Raw genomic sequence first — 20,801 nt, forward strand, 5'->3', positions numbered from 1 at the left:
TCAGTATCCTGCCTTCTGCCGCTGGCGGCGGATATGGACGGGCATGTCCGCATAGACGCCCTCGAAAATGTCGCGCACCGAGGGTTTTCCCCCGGCATGCAGCGTGCCGTGGCTTTCGGCCTGTTTCTGCGCCTGGATCACCTCGTCGAGGATTTCCGCCTCGGCCTGCGTGTGGCGCTCCTCCGACCAGGCGCCGCGCACGATGAGGTGCTTCTTCAGCCGGAGGACGGGATCGCCGAGCGGCCACGCCTCCGATTCGGTCTTCGGGCGGTAGGCGCTCGGATCATCCGAGGTGGAATGCGCGCCGACGCGGTAGGTGACGTATTCGATCAGCGTGGGCCCAAGATTGCGCCGCGCCCGCTCGGCCGCCCACTTCGCGACGGCGTAGACGGCGAGGTAATCGTTGCCGTCGACGCGCAGCGCCGGGATGCCAAAGCCGAGACCGCGGGCCGCAAACGTGCCGGAGCCGCCGCGGGCGATGCCCTGGAAGGTCGAGATGGCCCACTGGTTGTTGACGATGTTGAGGATGACCGGGGCCTTGTAGGTGGAGGCGAAGACGAGGGCGGAGTGGAAATCGGATTCGGCCGTCGAGCCGTCGCCGATCCACGCCGCCGCGATCTTGGTGTCCTTCTTGATCGCCGAGGCCATGGCCCAGCCGACGGCCTGCACATATTGCGTGGCGAGGTTGCCGGAGATGGTGAAGAAGCCGTGCGCCTTCGAGGAATACATGATCGGCAATTGCCGGCCGCGCAACGGGTCCGCCTCGTTCGAGTAGATCTGGTTCATCATCTCGACCATCGGATAGTCGTCGGCGATGAGCAGCCCTGCCTGCCGGTAGGTCGGGAAATTCATGTCGCCCTTCTGGAGCGCCTTGCGGAAGGCGGAAGCGACCGCCTCCTCGCCGAGATGCTGCATGTAGAAGGAGGTTTTCCCCTGCCGCTGCGCCATCACCATGCGGGCGTCGAAGGCGCGCAGCTTCATCATGTTGCGCAGGCCCGTCAGCAGCTCCTCGTCGGAGAGCAGCCCGGCCCAGGGGCCGACCGCCTCGCCCTCGCGATTGAGCACGCGGATGATGGAATAGGCGAGATCGCGGATATCTTCAGGCGCGACATCGACCGCCGGCCGGGGCACCGAGCCCGCCTTGGCGATCTTGACGCTGGAGAAATCCGGCTGGCCGCCCGGCCGGACCGCCGGCTCGGGGACGTGCAGGCTCAGATGCGGAACCTCGGTCATGCCCTGTCGTACCTCCCTTGTCGGCTGTCGCCGCTATAGATTGCGCGCGATGACGATGCGCTGGACGTCGCTCGTTCCCTCGTAGATCTGGCAGATGCGCACGTCGCGATAGATGCGCTCGACCGGGTAATCCGCCATGTAGCCGTAGCCGCCATGGATCTGGATCGCATCGGAGCAGACCTTTTCCGCCATTTCCGACGCGAACAGCTTTGCCATCGAGGCTTCGGTGAGGCAGGGCAGCCCCTCCTCCTTCAGCGCTGCGGCATGCAGCACCATCTGGCGCGCCACCTCGATCCGCGTCGCCATGTCGGCGAGCCGGAAGGCGACGGCCTGATGCTCGATGATCGGCGCACCGAAGGCCGTGCGCTCGCGGGCGTAATCGCGCGCCGCCTCGAAGGCGGCCCGCGCCATGCCGACGGACTGCGACGCGATGCCGATGCGCCCGCCTTCGAGGTTCGACAGCGCGATGCGATACCCCTCCCCCTCCCCGCCGAGCCGGTTTTCGGCGGGAATGCGCATGCCGCTGAAGGCGATCTGGCAGGTGTCGGAAGAATGCAGGCCGAGTTTCTCCTCCACGCGCACGACCTCGTAGCCGGGCGTATCGGTCGGCACCAGGAAGGCGGAAATACCCTTCTTGCCCGCTTCGGGATCGGTGACGGCGAAGACGATGATGAGGTTGCCGTTCTTGCCCGAGGTGATGAACTGTTTCGCACCGTCGATGACGTAGTGATCGCCGTCGCGGCGGGCGCGCGTCTTGAGGTTCGAGGCGTCGGAGCCGGCCTGCGGCTCGGTCAACGCAAAGCCGCCGATCCATTCGCCAGAGGCGAGCTTCGGCAGGAAGCGCTCTTTCTGCGCCTCCGTGCCGTATTTCAGGATCGGCACGCAGCCGACGGAACTGTGCACGCTCATGATGGTCGAGCAGGGGCCGTCGCCGGCAGCGATTTCCTCCAGCGCCACGGCATAGGCGACCACGCCCGTCTCCGAACCGCCATAGGCTTCCGGCACCAGCATGCCGAGGAAGCCGAGTTCGCCCATTTCCGCCAACGCCTCGCGCGGAAAACGGCTCTGCCTGTCGCGCTCCGCCGCGCCGGGGGCCAGCCGCTCGCGGGCAAAATCCCGCGCCATGTCGCGGATCTGGGCCTGCTGTTCCGTCAGGATCATGTCCGGTCTCCCCCAAACCGTTCAGCGCCGTTCGATGGCGACCGCCGTCGCCTCGCCGCCGCCGATGCAGAGCGTCGCCATGCCGCGCTTCAGGTCGTAGCGTTGCAGCGCGGCCAGCAGCGTGACGAGCACGCGCGCGCCGGAAGCGCCGATCGGATGGCCGAGCGCACACGCGCCGCCATGCACGTTCACCTTGTCGTGCGGCAAGTCGAGATCGCGCATCGCCGCCATGGCGACGACGGCGAAAGCCTCGTTGATCTCGAACAGGTCGACATCGGCAAAATTCCAGCCGGTGCGCTCGCCGAGCTTTTTGAGCGCGCCAATCGGCGCGGTCGCGAAAAGATTGGGCGCTTGCGCATGGGTGGCATGGCCGACGATGGTGGCGAGCGGCTGAAAACCCTCGCGCTCGGCCTGCGAACGCCGCATCAGCACCAGCGCCGCCGCGCCGTCGGAGATCGAGGAGGCGTTGGCCGCCGTCACCGTGCCGCCTTCGCGGAAGGCCGGTTTCAGCGTCGGGATTTTCTCCAGTTTCGCCTTGCCGGGCTGTTCGTCGCGGCTGACGACCGTTTCCGACCGCCCGGCCTTGACGGTGACCGGAACGATCTCGCCATCGAAAGCGCCGCTCTCGATGGCGTCGCGGGCGCGGCTGAGCGAGGTGACGGCATAGTCGTCCTGTGCGGGGCGGGTGAACTGGTAGGCTTCGGCGCAGTCCTCCGCAAAGGTGCCCATCAGGCGGCCCTTGTCGTAGGCGTCCTCCAGCCCGTCGAGGAACATATGGTCGATGACCCGGCCATGGCCGAGCCGGTAGCCGCCGCGCGCCCGGTCGAGCAGATAGGGCGCATTCGTCATGCTCTCCATGCCGCCGGCGACGGCGACCGAGGCACTGCCCGCCGCGATCAGATCGTGCGCCAGCATGACGGCCTTCATGCCCGAGCCGCACATCTTGTTGACGGTGGTCGCCCCAGCAGCAAAGGGCAGGCCCGCGCCGATGGCCGCCTGCCGGGCCGGCGCTTGCCCCTGACCGGCCGGCAGCACACAGCCGAACACCGTCTCCTCGACAGTCTCTGGGTTGACGCCGCTGCGCTCCAGCGCCGCGCGGATCGCGGACGCGCCGAGTTCCGGCGCGGTGGCGTCCCTGAGATCGCCCTGAAAACCGCCCATCGGCGTGCGGGCCGAACCGACGATGACGATGGGATCCTGCAACATCATATCGAAACCTCCCGAAACCAGGCTCAACGCGGGGCCATGCGCAACGCGCCGTCGAGGCGGATGACCTCGCCATTCAGCATGACGTTCTCACAGATGTGGCGCACCAGTGCCGCAAATTCCACCGGCTTGCCGAGGCGCGTCGGGAAGGGCACGCTGCGCCCCAGCGAATCCTGCACCTCCTGCGGCATGCCCGCCATCATCGGCGTCTCGAAAATGCCCGGCGCGATGGACACCACCCGAATGCCGGAGCGGGCAAGCTCCCGCGCAATCGGCAAGGTCATCGCCGCGACGCCACCCTTGGAGGCCGCGTAGGCCGCCTGGCCGACCTGCCCGTCGAAGGCGGCGACCGAGGCCGTGTTGACGATGACGCCGCGCTCGCCGTCCGCCCCCGGCTCCTGCCGGGCGATGGCGGCGGCGGCGAGCCGGATCATGTTGAAGGTGCCGATGAGATTGATGCCGACGGTGCGGGCAAAGCTGTCGAGCCGGTGCGGCCCGTCGCGGCCGATCACCTTTTCGCCGGGCGCGACGCCCGCGCAATTGATCAGCCCATGCAGATGGCCGAACCGTTCGAGCGCGAGGTCGACGGCGGCCTGGCCGTCCCTCTCCTGCGTCACGTCCGTCTGGATGAAGGCAGCACTGCCTCCAAGTTCGCCGACGATGGCCGAACCGGCCTCCGCATTGACATCGGCGATCACGACATTGGCGCCCTCGCCCGCCAGCATGCGGGCCACGGCAGCACCGAGGCCCGAACCGCCTCCGGTGACGACAAAGGTCTTTGCGCGGATCAACATGGCTGCTCTCCCTCAGCACAGTTCTTGTCCGTTGGGCCAGCGTGAAGTGTCGTGAACCGCGAATGGGTCGCACGCCCTCGACGGGCCTGCCCATCCGTCTTGCATCACTCTACGATGGCGCGGTATTGCATGCGATGACCAAAGCGTCTCGATTTTTCGGCCAGTTTTACCATATCCTGCAGGGCATGACGATGACGGAAACCGGACGGCGGATGATATCACCCTTCTTTGTGGAAGAGGCGATCGATTGTCTGAAACGACAGGGAAAAGCACCTGAAAAGGTGCTTGCCTCCGTCGGCCTACCCGCCCGGATCACAGCGCCGATCTCCGCGGAAAGCTACGGCGCCCTCTGGCTGGCAATCGCGGCCGAGATGGACGACGAGTTCTTCGGCATGGGCGGCCGGCCGATGCCCAGCGGCAGCTTCACCCTGCTCTGCCACTGCATCCTGCACGCCAAGACCCTTGACCAGGCGCTGCGGCGCGCGCTGCGTTTTCTGAACGCAATGCTGGAGGATCCGCAAGGCCATCTCGACATTTCCGACGGGCTTGCCCAGATCGTGCTCAAGGACGCCATCGGCCCGCGCACCGCCTTCGCCTACCGGACCTACTGGATCCTGCTGCATGGCATCACCTGCTGGCTCGTCGGTCGGCGCATTCCGCTGCGCATGGTCGACTTCCGCTGCGCCGAGCCGGAGCACGGCGCCGACTACCGGCTGTTCTTCGGCGCTCCCGCGCGTTTTTCGCAGCCGGTCAGCCGTCTCGCCTTCGATGCCTCCGTGCTGAAACTGCCGATTGCCCGTAGCGAGCAGGCATTGAAACAGTTCCTGCGCAACGCGCCCGCCAACATCCTTGTCCGTTATCGCTACGATGCCGGCCTTGCGGCGAGCGTACGCAAGCGCCTGCGGCAGGTGCCACCCACCGCCTGGAGCGCCTTCGACGATCTCGCCGCGCAATTGCGCATGTCCCCCTCGACCCTCCGGCATCGCCTTCATGCGGAAGGCCAGAACTACGCGACGATCCGCGATGAAATCCGCCGGGACCTCGCCATCGAGATGCTGCAGACGACGGCGCTCGGCGTCGGGGAGATCGCCACCCGGCTCGGCTTCTCCGAACCCAGCGCCTTCCACCGCGCCTTCCGCAAGTGGACGGCGACGAGCCCGGCCGGTTTTCGCCGGGAGACGCTGGCATAGGCGCTGTCCGGCCGGGTATGCGTGCGAGAGGCACAGGGCGATTCCATCACGAAGCGCAGCCCGGCCTCGTCCTTTAGCTTGCGCCTTCCTGCCCTGTGCCGAGATGCAGACCAACAATGGCGATCACAATAATCGCCACATAGGCAATGCGCTGGGCGCCCAGCGGTTCGCCGAACACGACGGCACCGACGAGAACCGAGCCGACCGCTCCGATGCCCGTCCAGACCGCATAGGCCATACCGAGGGGCAGGACGGACAGAGCTCTGGCGAGCGAAAACACGAAAGCCGCCAGAAGGAGGATGGAAAGAAAGCCCCAGCCCCAATGGGTCATGCCGTTCGATTTCTTGGTCGCCAGCGCCCAGAGCACGTCCAGCACGCCGGACAGAACCAGCAAGGTCCACCCCGCCGCGGCACTCATGCATCCGCCCCCGCGAAGCGCTCTGCAAGGGCCGCCAGCTGCGCCTGCGCCTTTCCTGCCGCGGCGAGCACGCCCTCCGGCTTGCCAGCCGTCGGGCCGACGGGAACGATGTCCGCGTCACGCAGACCGATGAACGCCAGCGCCTGCCGCAGATAGGGCGTCGCAAGATCGGGCCGGCCCCAGGACGGGCCCTCGAAGAAATCGCCGGAGCTTGCGAGAATCGCGACAACGGGGCGCGGCCGCAGAAGCGGCGTGTAGCCGGTTTGCGGATCAAAGCGGAAGCTGAGGCCCGGCTGGGTCACGAGGTCGATATAGTGCTTGAGCCGGTAGGGGATTGAGAGGTTCCACATCGGCGTGGAAATGAGGACCGCATCCGCTGCATCGAGCCTTTGCACCAGATCCTCGATCGCCGCCCAGCTCTCGGCCTCCTGCGGCGTGAACGGGCGGCCCGCTAGACGCGCATACTTCGCGGCAAGCAGAGGCCCGTCGAAGGCCGGCAGGTCGGCCTGCCAGACGTCGATCTCTCGGACCTGAAGGCCCGGGCGATGCGTTTCAAGCACCTTTATGAAACCCGCCGCCGCCTTGCCGGAATGGGAGAGGTCCGCACGGGGTGACGCCTTGATATGCAGCAGTTCGGTCATGTCGATCTCCTTTGCTGGATCGACATATAAATTTGCGTCTGCGCGAATTCTTCTGCATGAATTGCGAAACCAGTTCGCATTGGTGCGAAAATGCTCTCGACCGACGACCTTCTTCTGATCGCGGCCCTCGCACGCAGCGGAAAGCCCGCCGCGGCGTCCACCAGTCTCAATGTGCATCTTGCAACGGTCTATCGCCGGCTGAAGGAACTGGAGCAGGAGGCCGGCGCACCGCTGTTCCAGCGCCTCGGCGGGCAATATATCCCGACCCCGCTCGGCAGCGAGCTGGTCCGCGCCGCGACGGCCGTCGCGGCAAGCCTTGCCGAGGCCCGACGGCAGCTTGCGGGCGGCGAACAGCGTCCTGAGGGCCGCATCACCCTCACGACGCCCGATTCCCTGGTGCCTCTGGTCACCGCGCTGCTCCCGCTGGTCCGCCGGAAACATGCCGGCATCCGCTTCGACCTTGTGGTCTCCAACGCCTTTGCCGACATGGCGCGCTACGAGGCGGAAGTCGCAATCCGCCCCACACGGTCCCCGCCGGAGACATTGGTCGGCCAGCGGGCGGGCGCGTTCCGCTACGCAATCTACGCGAAAACCGGCAGCGCGACGGATCTGCCGTGGATCGCACTCGACGACAGTCTTTCGGCCATTCCCGCCGCCCGCTGGCTGGCCGTCCATGTAGCGGAAGAGGAGACCGTACTGCGGGTGAACAGCATGTGGGCCGCCGCCCAGGCCGCGGCAGCCGGCCTCGGGCAGGCACTGCTGCCGGACTATCTGCACCGGTCGTTCGATCTTGAACGACGGGGCAGCTTCATCGACACATTGGAATCGGAAGTCTGGCTCCTCGTCCATCCGGACCTGCGCCGCACACCACGAATCCAGGCCTTCATGGATCTGGCCGCCGGAAAACTCCGGGCGCAGTTGAAGGCAGGGTAAGAGCGTCAGCCGCGGCTCGATGGCGACATGCGCTACGTCCGGCCGCTCATCGTGCGGATCGAGGATGGAGTGGCCGGAGCGCACGCCGATGCGCCTCGGCCTTCGGGATCGCCTCGGGCAAGGGCCAGTCGATGAAGATCATACTCAGCTAGGAAAGAGCCATGAGCACGCAACTCTTCGACCTCACGGGCAAACGCGCCCTCGTCGCCGATCCCGCCTTTTCCGCCTGGATGGAAAAGCGCACGCCGGCGGGCCGCTGGGGCAAGGTGGAGGAGCTTGTCGGCGCTTGCATCTTCCTTGCCTCCGATGCTTCCTCCTTCGTGAACGGACACACGCTCTATGTCGACGGCGGCATCACGGCCTCACTGTGAGGAAAACAGGCGCACCGTCCTGATGAGCGTTGCCGGCTGCGGCACGCCCGCCGTCCGCGCGGCACATCGCCCCGTTACCTTCGTGCACTTTTCCGGCAGCTAGGAGCTGACTACCGCCGTCATGATCGGGCGGGCGGGGCATTTCATGCCGCTGCCGCCAGCGACTACGTGATCCCCAGCCTCAACTCCCCAGCCATTGTACGCTGCGCCATCTTCCGCGATGCCGACACGGGCCCTTCTCGTTGCTCGGTTCCCCGGTCTTCCCTTCGTTGAGTACGATCCCCCTCAGGCCCTGCCAAAGACGGCTTTCAACTCCGCGACATTCTCCGGCGACAGCATGCGCCGGGGGGCACCGCGCAGGAGAACCAGGAGCTTGGCGGTTTCCTCCAGCTCCTCTGCGGCATAGACGGCGGAGGCGATGTCCGTTCCGGTGACAACCGGCCCATGATTGGCGAGCAGCACGGCAGCATAGCGCCCGCCGAGATCGCAGATCATCTCACCCATCTGCGCGTCACCCGGCTTCACATAGGGCAGCAGCTTCACCGCGCCGACGCGCATGACGACATGGGGGGTGAGCGACGGGATACAGTCGTCGGGGTCCGTATCGGCAAGACAGGACAGCGCGGTGGCGAAGGTCGAATGGAGATGCACCACCGCGCCCGTCCCTTCCCGCGTCTCGTAGAACGCCCTGTGCAGGAACACTTCCTTCGACGGCTTGTCACCGGAAACGTGGTTGCCGCATAGTCGGCCGGATATCCGGCAGGAAGCTCCTCGGCGAATGCACCGAAGGTGGTCATGAGCGCAGTGCCGAACACAAGGGCAGCCGCGCGGGCGGATAGGATCCTGTTCATCATCTCATCTCCCATAGATTGAACCCGCGTCGCGAAAACAGCCGCGGACAATGCGCGAGGGCCACTCCCTGCCCTCGCATCTCCCCATTTGAGTTTTGGCTTTTAGAAAATCAAAACACAAACAGTACCATCAGGCGCGCTTACGCTCGCCGCCACCGTTCCGAACCGCACCCGCCACGCGAGAGCCGAAAACGTCTGTGTTGGTGGCGCCACCGAGATCGCGCGTGCGCGAACCCGGATCAGCCAGGATCTCGTCGACGGCGCGCTCGATTTCCGCACCCGCCGCCTCGAACTGCGGCAGGTCGCGTTGCTCGCCGAGCCAGCTCAGCATCATCGCTGCCGACAGGATGAGCGAGGTGGGGTTGGCGATATTCCTGCCCTGGATGTCCGGCGCCGAACCGTGCTGGGCCTGAGCGCAGACGAGGCCGGTCTCGGCATTGGCATTGATCGAGCCGGCAAGGCCAAGGCTGCCGGAAAGCTCGCTTGCAAGGTCCGAGAGGATGTCCGAATAGAAGTTGGTCGCCACGATCACGTCGAAGCGCGAGGGATCGCGCACCAGATGGGCCGCCATCGCATCGATGATGACGTCGTTGAGCGTGACCTCCGGAAACTCGGCGGCAACCTTGTGGACCTGCTGCAGAAAGAGGCCATCGGTCAGGATGAAGTTGTTCGCCTTGTGGACCGCAGTCACCTTCCTGCCCCGCTTCATGGCGAGCAGGAACGCCTGGCGCGCAATGCGTTCGCAGGCCGAAGCCGTGATCTTGCGGACCGACAGCGCCACGTCCGGTGTTGGCATGAACTCGCCCGTGCCGGCGAACATGTTGCGGTCGGGGTAAAACCCTTCCGTCGCCTCGCGCATGATGACGAGATCCATCGTCTTGGCGTTGTTGAGGAAGGGACGCGAGCGGGCCGGGCGCACATTCGCATAGAGGTCGAGCTTGACGCGGAAACCGGCAGAGACGTTCGCACCCCCCTTGTCGCGGGGCGGGTAGTCCATGTGCGACTGCGGGCCGAGGACGATGCCGTCGAAGGTACGCGCCCGTTCGATCGTCTCGTCCCGCAGCGTCGTGCCGAACTTTTCCAGGCTGGTGAAGCCGGTGTCTTCGAAGTGGTATTCGAGGCCGAGACCGAAGGCCGCATCCGCAGCCTTCAGGACCTCCATGGTTGCCGCGGTGATCTCGGGGCCAATCCCGTCACACGGCGTCACGAACAGTTTCATCAGATCCATCTCCCATAAGGCGACGAGCGATAGCGCCGCGCAATGTCACGGGAGAAGTATTGGCTTTTTTAATTCATAAATGCAATCTCTATTTTTCGGGACCTTCTTTTTCATGCGCCTGGTGCGACCAGGACCAGGCAACGGGCGACTTCTTGGAGAGCGCACCGCCGAGATGCCGGCGCATCGTGTAGGACGCCTCGACGATCTCGCCGCGCTCGAGAAGATCGAGAATTTCGAGGTGTTCCTGGCATTGCCGCACAGTGCGGCTGCGGTCGACGCGCGAGCGGTATTCGAGCAGACGGCGCATGCGGTTCACGCGCACGAGCGAGAGATGGAAGAACGGGTTGTTCGACATCTTGATCAGCTCCTCATGGAAGGACGCACCATTGTGCAGCAGCCGCTCGGCCGGTAGGCGCTCGATGTCGGTGTCCAGCATCCGCTGCTGGATCCGCCGCTGCTCCTCGATGATCTTCCGGTCGAGGCGGAACTCCGGTTCCAGCATGGCGGCCGGCTCGATCAGCATGCGGAACCGATAGATCTGCTCGAACGCCTCCGGCGTCTTCGCCACCGGCAGGAAGCGCCAACCGTATCCCTGCTTGCGCTCCGCCCAGCCCTCGCGGGTAGCACGCATCAGGACATCGTTGAGCTGCGATTTGGTCAGTTCATAGCGCTCGCGCAACATCTGCTCGGTCACCTCGGCGGGGATGCGGTCCGTCAGCCAGTCCTCTGCCAGCCGCTGGTAGTCATTCGCGATCTCGAATGGCTCGGCATCGTCGCGCACCCGCTCGACGATGCCTCCGGCCGTCTCCCGCACGAAGAAGCCACGGTTTTCCTTCTGCTCCAGCAATCCCTGACTTGCCAGCATGTCCATCGCCTCACGCACAGGCGAACGGGAGACGCCGAAGCGGTCCGCCAGCTGCTGGGTCTTCACATGGTCGCCCACCGTCAACTCCCCGGAGGTGACGAGAAGGGTGATTTCGTTGGCGATGGTCTGGGCCAGCTGGCTGGAGCGCATGTCTTCGGTGTCCCTGGTCTTCCGGAGGGGCGTGTCGGGCAGAGGTTATTCCACGGGTGGGGCAAAAGAAACAATAGCCCAGATTTTTTGCATATCCTGCGGGATAAAAGCCAATGAGAGGCCAGATTCCGATTGACACATCCATATAATTGGCTTTTTAAGTTCTAAAAATCACTTTCTTGGAGCTTTCGGCGATGCGGCAGATCGAAACGGCGCAGGGAACCGCCCGGCTCGTCCCGTTGAACGAGGTCTTCGAAGGTCGGCTCGAACGCCTGCCCGTCGTCCTGCGCATCCTGCTCGAGAACGTGGCGCGGCGCGACCCTGGCCGGCTGGCGGCCTTCGTTGCTGCGCTCGACCGCTGGATCGATGACGGCACGAGCGGGGGGGAGGTCGATTTCCATCCGTCCCGCGTGCTGATGCACGATACGACCTGCGTGCCTGCACTGGTGGATATCGCCGCCATGCGCGACGCCATCGCCGAGGCTGGCGGCGACCCTTCGTCCCTGACCCCCGCGCTGCCCGTCGACGTTTCGGTCGACCACAGCGTGGCCGTCGACTGGTATGGTCGCCCGGGCGCGCGCGAACACAACATGCGCCGCGAGATGGACCGCAACAGCGAGCGCTACCGTCTGATGAAGTGGGCGACCACCGCGCTGCCCGGCGTCCGGGTCCATCCGCCCGGCACCGGAATCATGCACACGCTGAATCTCGAACAGCTCGCCACGGTCATCCGGATCGAGGGGCGCGACGGTGAGCGTTGGGTTGCGCCCGACACGCTCATCGGCACGGACAGCCACACGCCGATGATCAACGGCATCGGTGTTCTGGCCTGGGGTGTCGGCGGGCTCGAGGCTGAGAGCGTGCTTTTCGGCATGCCGGTGACGCTGCGCATTCCCGACGTGGTCGGTGTCCACCTCACCGGACGACTGAGGCCCGGCGTGCTGTCGACGGACCTCGCGCTCGAGGTCACCCACCTGCTGCGCCGGCACGGCATCGTCGGCGAGTTCGTCGAATTCTTCGGCGCGGGCGTCTCCACGCTGACCGGCGGCGACCGGGCGGTCGTCGCCAACATGGCACCGGAATACGGCGCCTCGACCGGCTTCTTTCCGATCGATACACAAACGATCGCCTATCTTCGTGAAACGGGGCGCTCGGCCGATCATTGCGCGCTGGTGGAGACGGCGGCAAGGGCGCTCGGCCTCTGGTTCGATCCCGCCGCGGAACCGCGCTACACCCGCGTGATCGAGCTCGATCTTGCAAACGTTGCGCCGCTTCTCGCCGGCCCGTGCCGGCCGCAGGACAAGCTGCCACTTGACGAGGCGGCACGGGCACTGGAGGCGGCGAGCGGCCAACCGTTCCGGCAGGGAACACAGGGTATACCGGATGGCGCGATCGCCATCGCCGCCATTACGAGCTGTACGAACACCTCCGACCGTCGGCTGCTTGCCGCCGCAGGCCTTGTCGCACGCAAGGCCCGCTGCCTCGGCCTTCGCCCGCCCACCTGGGTCAAGACCTCCCTTGCGCCCGGCTCACCCTCCGCCGAGCAGTTTCTCTCGGCCAGCGGACTGCTTGCCGATCTGGAGGCGCTGGGCTTCGGCATCGTCGGCCATGGCTGTACGACCTGCATCGGCAATTCCGGGCCGCTGCAGCCGGACATGGCAGAGGCGATTGCCGGTGGAACGGTGGCAACGGCGCTGCTTTCAGGCAACCGCAACTTTCCGGGGCGCGTGCATCCGGCCCTGCAGTTCGGCTTTCTTGCGTCTCCGCCACTCGTCGTCGCCCTGTCGCTTGTCGGCAGGATCGTGCCCGATCCCATGAATGTCGAGATCGCCCGCGGGGCCGGCGGCACCCCGATCCGCCTTGGCGAACTGCTCGCGTCAGACGCGGAAATCGATGCTGTGGTACGACAGTTTTCCGAGCCGCAGGCCTTCAGGGAAGCCTTTGCGCAGGCCGGGCAATACGAACCCTGGCAAAAGCTCGATGCGCCGCGATCCGTGCGCTTTCCGTGGTCCGAGACCTCCACCTATCTCCGCCGGCCGCCCTTTGCCGCCGCGGGACAGGAAAACCGGCTGGGCGCCTATACGGCCCATCCCCTGCTCGTCCTCGGCGACGACATGACGACCGACCACATCTCACCGGCCGGCCAGATCGCGGCCGGCAGTCTTGCCGGGCAACACCTCATCGAACGCGGAGATCCCCCGGCCGACCTCAACGTCTACGCCGCCCGGCGCGGCAACTGGCAGGCCATGGTGCGCGGCCTTTTCGACAACCGGACTGCCGCGAACGTCCTGATCGGCGGCCGGCCGGCCTCGCGGACCATCCATGCGCCGACGCTGGAGGAAGGCCCGCTCTGGAACGTCGCCGAACGATACCGGGCGGAGGGCCGTTCTGTCGTCCTCGTCGCCGGCGAGCGCTACGGCACCGGCTCGTCACGCGACTGGGCCGCCAAGGGCGTGGCGCTGCTCGGCGTGCGCGCGGTGCTCGCCCGCAGCTTCGAGCGCATCCACCGCACCAATCTCGTCGGCATGGGCGTGCTTCCCATCGTGATCGACCGCGCGACGCTCTTTTCCCCGGGGCCAACGGACCGTATCGAGATCGACGCCACGCAGGTGGTACCGCGTGGCCCGATCAGCGTGACCCTGCTGCGGCCCGACGGCACCCGCCAGCAATTGCAGGCCCGCGCCGCAGTGGAAACGGACCGGGAGGCCGCCATCCTGGTTTCCGGCGGCATGATCCCGGCGATCCTCTCCGCGAGGCTTCGCCGACAGGCCTGAAGCATTCGTCGCGGGAATGCGGCAACACCCCCAGGACGATAGTGGCCTATTTCGACGGGTCCTCGTTTCCTCTCCCGCCGCGCCCGCCTGCAAGGGCAAGCATGTCGGAGAACAGGGCCGTCCATTGGGTCTCTGTGATATCGATGAGGCCGAAGGCCTTCAGCAGGAAGGCGCCCTCACCGGCGAGGAAGGCGAGCGCCGCCTGCCTGTCCTCCGCCTTGTCCATATCCAGCCCCGCCAGGCGATGCGTGTACCAGACCCGGCTCGACGCCACCTGCTCCGGGCTTTGCAAGAGGGCCGTCATCATTACAGCGGAACGAGAGTACTCCGCCTCGTCGCTGTCGCGGGTCGCGAGCAGATGTCCGCGGATGACGGACTGCGGCGAGCGGTCATCGCCCGCATGCGCCATCACCTCCCCCTCGAACGTGCTGCCCCAGCGCTCGATCATCGAGCGGATCAAATTCTCCTTCGTGCCGAAGCAATATTGCACGCCGCCCTTCGTGATGCCCGCGGCGCGCGCGACGGCATCGAAGGTCAGGCCCGCCGCACCGTCCAAGGCCACGATCGCCTCCGCGGCGTCCAGAACACGGTCGCGATCTATACTGCGCGGTCGTCCTGCCATTTCACCTCTTCCATTTCAATACGAACGTATTTATATAGCGCCCCACGCGCATGCAACCTCTAAACACCATGCCCAAGGATCATACCCATGTCTCGTGGTAAACGCTGGCTCGTTCTCGCCGTCGTCTCCAGTGCCCTCTTCCTGATCGTCATCGACATGACGGTGCTCTACACGGCCCTGCCCAAACTGACGCACGCACTGTCAGCGACAGCCGCGGAAAAGCTCTGGATCGTCAACGCCTATCCACTTGTTGTCGCCGGCCTGCTGCCCGGTCTCGGTACGCTGGGCGATCGGCTGGGCCACAAGCAGATGTTCATGGCCGGCCTCGTCGTGTTCGGTCTCGCCTCGCTCGGCGCGGCCTTCGCCCCCTCCTCCGCCCTCCTGATTGCCGCACGCGTCGTCCTGGCCGCCGGGGCCGCGATGATGATGCCCGCCACGCTGTCGCTCATCCGCCTCACCTTCACCGACGAGAAGGAGCGCGCCTTCGCCATCGGCATCTGGGCTGCGGTCGCCTCGGGCGGGGCAGCGCTCGGCCCCGTCGTCGGCGGGCTGCTACTCGAATATTTCTGGTGGGGTTCCGTCTTCCTGATCAACGTTCCGGTCGTGCTCGTCGCGCTCGCGGCAAGCGCCGTCCTGCTCGCCCGCCGCGCGGGAGACCGCACCCGGCCCTGGGATCTCCTCGGCTCCGTGCAGGTGATGTTCGGCCTCGTCGGCCTCACCTATGCCGTCAAGGAAGCGGGCAAACGCGATCCTTCCTGGGAAAGCGCAGCCATCGCGCTCGCCATCGGCCTTGCGGCGATGACGGTATTCATCCGCCGCCAGCGCCGCAGCGCGGCACCGCTGATCGATTTCGCGCTCTTCGCCAATCCGCGTTTTACCGCGGGCGTCGTCACCGCACTCATCGCCTCCGCCGCCCTCATCGGCGTGGAGCTGGTCTTCAGCCAGCGGCTTCAGCTCGTGCTCGGCTATTCCCCGCTTGAGGCCGGCCTGCTCATACTGCCGATCCCCGCAGCCGCCTTCTTCGCCGGGCCGCTTACCGGGCTCGCCCTGCCGCGCCTCGGTGGTGAACGGATACTCTGGGCCGCACTGCTGCTGTCCGGGCTTGCGCTTGCCGCCTTCCTCGCCACGCACCAGGGACCGACGGGTTACTGGATCGCGGCCCTCGCCGCGATGGGCTTCGGTGTCGGCGCCTCCATGACGGCGGCATCGGCCGTGATCATGCTCTCGGCACCGGAGGAGCAGGCCGGCATGGCCGCCTCCGTGGAGGAAGTTTCGTTCGAACTGGGCGGCGCGCTCGGCATTGCACTGCTCGGAAGCCTGATGTCCGCCCTCTACTCGAAGGCGATGGTGGTGCCGCAGGGCATAGCGCTTGCCGACGAGGCCCGCGACAGCCTCGACGAGGCGCTGGTTCTTGCCGACGGCCTCAAACCGGACCAGGCACAACAGGTCATCACCCTTGCCCAGTCCGCCTTCGACTATGCCTTTGTCGGCGTTGTCGGCGTCGCCGTGGCGATGCTGATTGCAGTCGCTTTCACGCTCTACTCGAAACTGAGCCCGCGCTGATCATCGCACGAGTGCCGCGCTACGCGCGGCCTCACTCCACCCAGGCACCGTTGCGCGCGACGATACGGCCGCGCTTGACCACCAGGCTGCGCTTCGGCCGGTCGACGAGGATCTGCGCCCGGTTTTCGCCCTCGATCAGCACAAGGCTGCCCTCGCGACCGACATCGAGGCCGTAGCCTTCAAGATCGAGCAGGGCGGCGCCGCGCGCCGTGCCCATGTCGAGCGCAGCGACCAGCTCGTCATCGGTGCGGCAATAGGAGCGGTAGGACAGCAGCCAGCAGCGCTCCAGCATGTCGCCGTTGCCGTGCGGGTTCCAGGTGTCACGCAGGGAATCCGAGGCGACGGCGCATCTGACGCCGCGTCGAGCCAGCTCGAACATCGGCGGAAAATCGATCTCGCCCGGAACGGCAGAGATGATGCCGATATCGTTTTCCGCAAGGACGTCGATCATCCTGTCCACCGCATCGGCCGCCCCGTCGCCAAGACAGAAGGCATGGCTGACAACGACGCGGCCCTGCATGCCGTTCGCCCTGGTACGCTCGGCGATCATCTTCAAGGTGGCCAGGCCGAGTTCGCTCGCCTCGTGCAGGTGGATGTCGATCTTCGCCCCCTTGCGGCTGGCGATGTCGAAGACCGTGTCGAGATGCCCTTTGGGATCACCGTCGATATCGGTCGGATCGATGCCGCCGATGATGGATGCCCCCTCGTCGAGCGCCGCTTCCATCAGATCCGCCGTGCCGGGATCGATCATCATGCCGAGCTGCGGAAACGCGACGAGTTCGAGACCCACGGCGTGGCGCGTCCTTTCATGGGCGCGCAGCACCGCATGCAGGTTGTCGAGCTTGTAGCCGCTGGAAATGTCGACATGGCTGCGGATATGGGTCGAGCCCATGGCAACGCACTGCCGCATGAGGTTGCCGGCGCGCTCCTCCGTGCTCCAGGGCAGGTTCTGGCGGATCTCGACCTCGTTGTCGATCATCGCACGCAGCGAGGGCGGCACATTGATGCTGTGCCACGGCAGGCCCCAGAGGATCTTGTCGAGATGCACGTGCGGCTCGACGAAGGGAGCGATGGCGACGGCATTGCCGCCATCATGCGCGGGAACGCCCGGCTCGCGCGGCAGGTTCGCGCCGATGGCGACGATCCTGCCGCCCTTGATCAGGATGTCGGCAGTCTCACCGCCATCGGGCCGGACATTGGTTACAAGCAGGTCGGTCATTTCGGAGAACCCTGAAATCAGCACGGATGCGGGTGGAGAACGTCATTCTTTTCCCGCTTTGCCAATCTCCGCTCTCCACCGTCCACTTGGCAACCGTTGAGGATGCAAGCCTCAATCGACCTGGGCGACGAGGCCCGCGGACTTGATACCGGCAACCGCGCAGATCTCGTCATTGTCGGAGGTATCTCCGGTGATACCGACCGCACCAAGCAGCGCCCCGACGGCATCGCGGATCAGCACGCCGCCGGGAACGGCGACGATCTTGCCACCCGAGACGGCGGTCAGGCCTTCAATGAAGTGCGGGCGCTCCTTCGCGTTCTTGTCCAGCCAGCGTGAGCCCATGCCCACGGCGAGCGAACCATAGGCTTTGCCGAAAGCGATCTCATAGCGCAGCATGGAGGCACCGTCCTGCTTCTGGAAGGCCTTCAGGTGCCCTCCGGCATCGAGCACCGCCACGGTGAGCGGCTTGAGGCCGGCCTGAGCGCCCGCCTCCAGGGCGGCGGCGATGATGCTGTTGGCGACGGCAAGGGTAAGTTCAGCCATGTCTGTCCTCGTAGGGTCCTGTTTTCCGAAAGGTCCCGGCGAAGGATCGCCGGAACCCGAACTGTCGAAAGCTTCGCCGCCCTTCTATCAGGCGGCGATGGCGCGGTCTGCTGCCATTTCGCCGGCAATCGTATCCGTCACCATCTGCGCAGTCGCTGCCGAAAGTGTCCAGCCGAGATGGCCATGGCCGGTGTTGTAGAACACACCCGGCTGACGCCCCTTACCGACCCGCGGCATCATGTTGGGCATCATCGGGCGGAGGCCCGCCCAGGGCACGACACGATTGGTATCGGCCTCGGGAAACAGCATGCGCGTCCAGTCGACGAGCGGCTTGACGCGATCGTGGCGGATGTCGCGGTTCATGCCGTTGAATTCGGCCGTGCCGGCAACGCGGAAACGGTCGGGGCCAAGACGGCTGGTCACGATCTTCGCCCGGTCGTCGAGCAGGCTCACCCAGGGGGCTGCCGCCTGGCTGCGCTCGTCATCGAGATGCACGGTGATCGAGTAGCCCTTGACGGGATAGATATTGACCCGGTCGCCGAGCATGGCGGCAATCTGGCGGCTGGCCGTGCCGGCGCAGACCACGACGCCATCCGTCTCGACCTGGCGCTCCGCGCCCTCACCCGTCGCATAGCTGATGCGGAATGCACCGTTTCTGCCGATCGCCGTAACGCGGGCATCGAAAAGGAACCGGGCGCCCCGGCGCTGGCAGGCCTTCGCAAGGCCCGAGGTGAACTTGTGGATGTCGCCGGTCGAATCCGACGGCGTGTAGAAGCCGCCGTGGAAGGCCCCGTGCAGGGTCGGCTCGATCGACTTGACCTCTTCGGCCGTCACCGCCCGGCGGTCGAGTCCGCCCTCGGTCAGCATGGCGTTGACCTTCGCGGCGTGGTCGAAGCTCGCCTTGTCCCAGTAGATGTGCAGGATACCGCGGCGCACATGGTCGAAATCGATGTTTTCGCGCTCGGCGATGGAGAAGAGGTGCTGCCGGGCGGCGATCGCCAGACGGGTCGTTTCCACCGTGTTGTCGCGATAGCGCATGATGTTCGAGACGAACTCGGCAAGCCAGGAATATTTGTGCCAGGTCGGCCGCGGGTTCATCAGCAGCGGCGCGTCGTTCCGCATCATCCATTTGACACCCTTGAACAGGGTGGACCAATGGTTCCAGACCTCGGCATTGCTGGCGGAAAGTTGACCGCCATTGGCAAAGGAGGTTTCCATGGCAGCGTAGCGCTGGCTTTCGAGCACGGTAACGTCGAAGCCACGTTCCAGAAGAGCATAGGCAGTGGTGACGCCGGTAATACCGGCGCCGATAACGGCGATATGGGGCATATAGGTCTCTCGCTCCGTATGACATCAGGGTACGGGCCGGAGCCCGCGTTTTCCCCAATCTGTCACGGTACCTGAGAGTTTACCCGCACGGCACGACCGCGGCGGCTTTCCCCTTCGGTGGACGCTCACAGCGTCTCTCTCCAGATCGTTCAACTGCACGGTCACTTGTGCCTGAGAGTTTCCTGGGGGGTTGCTCCGTCGGCGCCGGCCTTGCAGCCGGTCTCTCCCATGCAGTCTTGTCGAACGCGCGCAGGCTACCGCAATCTTGAGGAGAATCAAGAGGGGCGATGACGATGTCCCGAAACTTCCGCCCCGGCACCGGCAGGCAGCGCGAGGAAACGCAGGGCCGAGACGAGCCCGATGGCGGCGATGCACAGGAAGGCGGCACGGATATCCACCAGCATGCCACCGCCAGCGGCCTCGGGGAAAAGGGCGGCCGAAAGGCGGATGACGGCGGCGGCAACGGCGACGCCGAGAAGCTGCGCGAGCTGCTGCAGCATGGCGGAGATGGTGGTCGCCGCGCTGCGCTGGGCGGGTGTGACATCGGCAAAGGCGATCGTCGTCAGCGCGGTGAACTGCATTGAGCGGGACAGTCCGCAGGTGATCAGCAGCCCGAAGAGCAGCAGCCTCGGCGTGTTACCGTCGACGAAGGCGAAGGCGCCGATCGTCAGCGCAGCGACAAGGCCGTTGACGATGAGCAGCGTGCGGAAGCCGAAAAGGCGCAGCGCCGGCGTCGTCACGCTCTTCATCAGGAGGTTGCCAAGGAAATAGACGAGCACGAGCGAGCCGGTCTCGACGGCGTCCATACCGAGGCCGACCTGGAACAGGAGCGGCAGCAGGAAGGGCGTGGCATTGACCGCAAGCCGTCCGGCAGTACCGGCCGAGAGCGTCGCGAAGGCAAAAGTCGGAACCTTGAGCACGGCAATGTCGAGCAGCGCATGCGGCGCGCACCGGAGATGGCGGATGGCAGCCCAGCCGGCGGCAAGGCCGAGGGCGAGAACGGCAAGCGTGCCGGCACCGCCCGTCGGCGCGCTGGAGAGCTCCAGGCCGGCAAGCGTGAGGGCGAGCGCGCTTCCCGTCAGCAGGAAGCCTTTGAGATCGAAGGGGCGCGCGCCCTCGGCCGGCGCTTGCGGCACGAAGAACAGCACCAGCACCACGCCGAGCAGGCCGAGCGGCAGGTTGATGAAGAAATTCCACTCCCAACCGGCATGGGTTGTAACCCAGGCGCCGATCAGCGGCCCGACCACCGGCGCGATCAGCGCCGGCCAGGTGATGGTGGCGATCGCTCGCACCAACTCCGCCTTCGGCGCGCCGCGCAGCACGAGCTGGCGCCCGACGGGCGTCATCAGTGCGGCGGATGCGCCCTGGAGGAGCCGCGCCGCGGTGAACTCGCCAAGCGAACCGGAAAAGCCGCAGGCGACGGAAGAAAGCGTGAAAAGTGCGATCGCCGTCACGAAAACTTCGCGGGCGCCGAACCGGTCGGCAAGCCAGCCGGCCGGCGGAATGAACACGGCCATGGCAAGCAGATAGGCCGTGAAGCCGATGTTGAGCGCCACGACATCTGTCGAGAAGGCCTTCGCCATCGCCGGCAGCGACGTCGCGATGATCGTGCTGTCGAGCATCTGCATGAAGAACGCCACGGCGACGACGGCCGGGACGATGCGGGTGCGGTGGAGCGGTATGGGCTGTGAGGGAATGGAAGACATCGCAATCACAAAA

General features: G+C 65.8%; 18 protein-coding genes, 1 pseudogene and 1 riboswitch. Of the genes and pseudogenes, 5 read left to right on the plus strand and 14 right to left on the minus strand.

Annotated elements, in window-relative coordinates; translation table 11 throughout:
• The 4 genes from EXZ48_RS22250 to EXZ48_RS22265 are packed head-to-tail and all read right to left on the minus strand — an operon-like array spanning position 1 to position 4,394.
• Positions 1-1,233, minus strand: a complete 1,233-nt coding sequence (locus tag EXZ48_RS22250; protein WP_130518338.1) for a 3-methyl-2-oxobutanoate dehydrogenase (2-methylpropanoyl-transferring) subunit alpha — start codon at positions 1,231-1,233, stop codon at positions 1-3.
• A gap of 33 nt (positions 1,234-1,266) precedes the next feature.
• The gene (locus tag EXZ48_RS22255; protein WP_130518340.1) at positions 1,267-2,394 is read right to left on the minus strand and encodes an acyl-CoA dehydrogenase family protein; all 1,128 of its coding nucleotides are present in this window, start codon (positions 2,392-2,394) and stop codon (positions 1,267-1,269) included.
• A 21-nt stretch (positions 2,395-2,415) separates the two neighbouring features.
• The gene (locus tag EXZ48_RS22260) at positions 2,416-3,603 is read right to left on the minus strand and encodes an acetyl-CoA C-acyltransferase (protein ID WP_130518342.1); all 1,188 of its coding nucleotides are present in this window, start codon (positions 3,601-3,603) and stop codon (positions 2,416-2,418) included.
• A 23-nt stretch (positions 3,604-3,626) separates the two neighbouring features.
• Positions 3,627-4,394: a 3-hydroxyacyl-CoA dehydrogenase gene (locus EXZ48_RS22265; RefSeq protein ID WP_130518344.1), complete on the minus strand. Its 768-nt coding sequence runs from the start codon at positions 4,392-4,394 to the stop codon at positions 3,627-3,629.
• Between the two features lie 191 nt (positions 4,395-4,585).
• Between EXZ48_RS22265 and EXZ48_RS22270 the strand changes: the two genes are divergently transcribed.
• Positions 4,586-5,584, plus strand: coding sequence for an AraC family transcriptional regulator (locus EXZ48_RS22270; RefSeq protein WP_082342538.1), 999 nt, complete (start codon positions 4,586-4,588; stop codon positions 5,582-5,584).
• Between the two features lie 73 nt (positions 5,585-5,657).
• Here the strand turns inward: EXZ48_RS22270 and EXZ48_RS22275 are convergent, their stop codons facing one another.
• On the minus strand, positions 5,658-5,978 hold the full coding sequence (locus EXZ48_RS22275; protein WP_336314310.1) for a multidrug efflux SMR transporter: 321 nt from the start codon (positions 5,976-5,978) through the stop codon (positions 5,658-5,660).
• 20 nt (positions 5,979-5,998) lie between these two features.
• Positions 5,999-6,643: an FMN-dependent NADH-azoreductase gene (locus tag EXZ48_RS22280; RefSeq protein WP_130518346.1), complete on the minus strand. Its 645-nt coding sequence runs from the start codon at positions 6,641-6,643 to the stop codon at positions 5,999-6,001.
• Positions 6,644-6,733: 90 nt separating this feature from the next.
• On the opposite strand from EXZ48_RS22280, the gene EXZ48_RS22285 reads away from it, so the two are divergent.
• Complete coding sequence (locus EXZ48_RS22285) at positions 6,734-7,576, plus strand: LysR family transcriptional regulator (protein ID WP_130518348.1); 843 nt, start codon at positions 6,734-6,736, stop codon at positions 7,574-7,576.
• A gap of 194 nt (positions 7,577-7,770) precedes the next feature.
• Positions 7,771-7,947 (plus strand): annotated as a pseudogene (locus tag EXZ48_RS22290) (SDR family oxidoreductase); the annotation flags it as partial.
• Between the two features lie 285 nt (positions 7,948-8,232).
• Here the strand turns inward: EXZ48_RS22290 and EXZ48_RS22295 are convergent.
• The 3 genes from EXZ48_RS22295 to EXZ48_RS22305 form a co-directional block, all read right to left on the minus strand.
• Positions 8,233-8,784 (minus strand): class II aldolase/adducin family protein, encoded by a 552-nt coding sequence (locus EXZ48_RS22295; RefSeq protein WP_130518350.1) that lies wholly within the window; start codon positions 8,782-8,784, stop codon positions 8,233-8,235.
• Positions 8,785-8,928: 144 nt separating this feature from the next.
• Entirely contained in the window at positions 8,929-10,017 is a 1,089-nt protein-coding gene (locus EXZ48_RS22300; RefSeq protein ID WP_023516909.1) for an isocitrate/isopropylmalate dehydrogenase family protein, read from the minus strand.
• An 88-nt stretch (positions 10,018-10,105) separates the two neighbouring features.
• Positions 10,106-11,032 (minus strand): GntR family transcriptional regulator, encoded by a 927-nt coding sequence (locus tag EXZ48_RS22305; RefSeq protein ID WP_023516908.1) that lies wholly within the window; start codon positions 11,030-11,032, stop codon positions 10,106-10,108.
• Between the two features lie 194 nt (positions 11,033-11,226).
• Between EXZ48_RS22305 and acnA the strand changes: the two genes are divergently transcribed.
• Positions 11,227-13,806 (plus strand): aconitate hydratase AcnA, encoded by a 2,580-nt coding sequence (gene acnA, locus EXZ48_RS22310; protein WP_130518352.1) that lies wholly within the window; start codon positions 11,227-11,229, stop codon positions 13,804-13,806.
• Positions 13,807-13,852: 46 nt separating this feature from the next.
• On the opposite strand, the gene EXZ48_RS22315 is transcribed toward acnA, so the two are convergent.
• Positions 13,853-14,428 (minus strand): TetR/AcrR family transcriptional regulator, encoded by a 576-nt coding sequence (locus EXZ48_RS22315; RefSeq protein WP_130518354.1) that lies wholly within the window; start codon positions 14,426-14,428, stop codon positions 13,853-13,855.
• Between the two features lie 87 nt (positions 14,429-14,515).
• Between EXZ48_RS22315 and EXZ48_RS22320 the strand changes: the two genes are divergently transcribed.
• A complete protein-coding gene (locus EXZ48_RS22320) occupies positions 14,516-15,991 on the plus strand; it encodes an MFS transporter (RefSeq protein ID WP_130518356.1) in 1,476 nt (491 codons plus the stop codon).
• 31 nt (positions 15,992-16,022) lie between these two features.
• Here EXZ48_RS22320 and EXZ48_RS22325 read toward each other — a convergent pair whose 3' ends face one another.
• The 4 genes from EXZ48_RS22325 to EXZ48_RS22340 form a co-directional block, all read right to left on the minus strand.
• Positions 16,023-17,210 carry an amidohydrolase family protein gene (locus EXZ48_RS22325; RefSeq protein WP_130518358.1) on the minus strand — a complete coding sequence of 396 codons (1,188 nt, stop codon included), beginning with the start codon at positions 17,208-17,210 and terminating at the stop codon, positions 16,023-16,025.
• Positions 17,211-17,321: 111 nt separating this feature from the next.
• Positions 17,322-17,753, minus strand: coding sequence for a heme-binding protein (locus EXZ48_RS22330; protein ID WP_130518360.1), 432 nt, complete (start codon positions 17,751-17,753; stop codon positions 17,322-17,324).
• An 87-nt stretch (positions 17,754-17,840) separates the two neighbouring features.
• A complete protein-coding gene (locus tag EXZ48_RS22335; protein WP_130518362.1) occupies positions 17,841-19,082 on the minus strand; it encodes a D-amino acid dehydrogenase in 1,242 nt (413 codons plus the stop codon).
• 148 nt (positions 19,083-19,230) lie between these two features.
• Positions 19,231-19,321: riboswitch (glycine riboswitch) on the minus strand.
• A 36-nt stretch (positions 19,322-19,357) separates the two neighbouring features.
• On the minus strand, positions 19,358-20,788 hold the full coding sequence (locus EXZ48_RS22340; protein WP_130518364.1) for an MFS transporter: 1,431 nt from the start codon (positions 20,786-20,788) through the stop codon (positions 19,358-19,360).
• Positions 20,789-20,801 lie beyond the last annotated feature (13 nt).

It is taken from the genome of Shinella sp. JR1-6, assembly GCF_004284735.1.
GTDB lineage: Bacteria > Pseudomonadota > Alphaproteobacteria > Rhizobiales > Rhizobiaceae > Shinella.

Excerpts from the sequence above, each read along its gene's own strand:
- EXZ48_RS22315 (WP_130518354.1), bottom strand. The coding sequence starts at position 14,428 with ATGGCAGGACGACCGCGCAGTATAGATCGCGACCGTGTTCTGGACGCC.
- EXZ48_RS22255 (WP_130518340.1), bottom strand. The coding sequence starts at position 2,394 with ATGATCCTGACGGAACAGCAGGCCCAGATCCGCGACATGGCGCGGGAT.
- EXZ48_RS22260 (WP_130518342.1), bottom strand. The coding sequence starts at position 3,603 with ATGATGTTGCAGGATCCCATCGTCATCGTCGGTTCGGCCCGCACGCCG.
- EXZ48_RS22340 (WP_130518364.1), bottom strand. The coding sequence starts at position 20,788 with ATGTCTTCCATTCCCTCACAGCCCATACCGCTCCACCGCACCCGCATC.
- EXZ48_RS22285 (WP_130518348.1), top strand. The coding sequence starts at position 6,734 with ATGCTCTCGACCGACGACCTTCTTCTGATCGCGGCCCTCGCACGCAGC.
- EXZ48_RS22305 (WP_023516908.1), bottom strand. The coding sequence starts at position 11,032 with ATGCGCTCCAGCCAGCTGGCCCAGACCATCGCCAACGAAATCACCCTT.
- EXZ48_RS22325 (WP_130518358.1), bottom strand. The coding sequence starts at position 17,210 with ATGACCGACCTGCTTGTAACCAATGTCCGGCCCGATGGCGGTGAGACT.
- EXZ48_RS22300 (WP_023516909.1), bottom strand. The coding sequence starts at position 10,017 with ATGAAACTGTTCGTGACGCCGTGTGACGGGATTGGCCCCGAGATCACC.
- EXZ48_RS22250 (WP_130518338.1), bottom strand. The coding sequence starts at position 1,233 with ATGACCGAGGTTCCGCATCTGAGCCTGCACGTCCCCGAGCCGGCGGTC.
- EXZ48_RS22265 (WP_130518344.1), bottom strand. The coding sequence starts at position 4,394 with ATGTTGATCCGCGCAAAGACCTTTGTCGTCACCGGAGGCGGTTCGGGC.
- EXZ48_RS22320 (WP_130518356.1), top strand. The coding sequence starts at position 14,516 with ATGTCTCGTGGTAAACGCTGGCTCGTTCTCGCCGTCGTCTCCAGTGCC.
- EXZ48_RS22330 (WP_130518360.1), bottom strand. The coding sequence starts at position 17,753 with ATGGCTGAACTTACCCTTGCCGTCGCCAACAGCATCATCGCCGCCGCC.
- EXZ48_RS22280 (WP_130518346.1), bottom strand. The coding sequence starts at position 6,643 with ATGACCGAACTGCTGCATATCAAGGCGTCACCCCGTGCGGACCTCTCC.
- EXZ48_RS22335 (WP_130518362.1), bottom strand. The coding sequence starts at position 19,082 with ATGCCCCATATCGCCGTTATCGGCGCCGGTATTACCGGCGTCACCACT.
- EXZ48_RS22270 (WP_082342538.1), top strand. The coding sequence starts at position 4,586 with ATGACGGAAACCGGACGGCGGATGATATCACCCTTCTTTGTGGAAGAG.
- acnA (WP_130518352.1), top strand. The coding sequence starts at position 11,227 with ATGCGGCAGATCGAAACGGCGCAGGGAACCGCCCGGCTCGTCCCGTTG.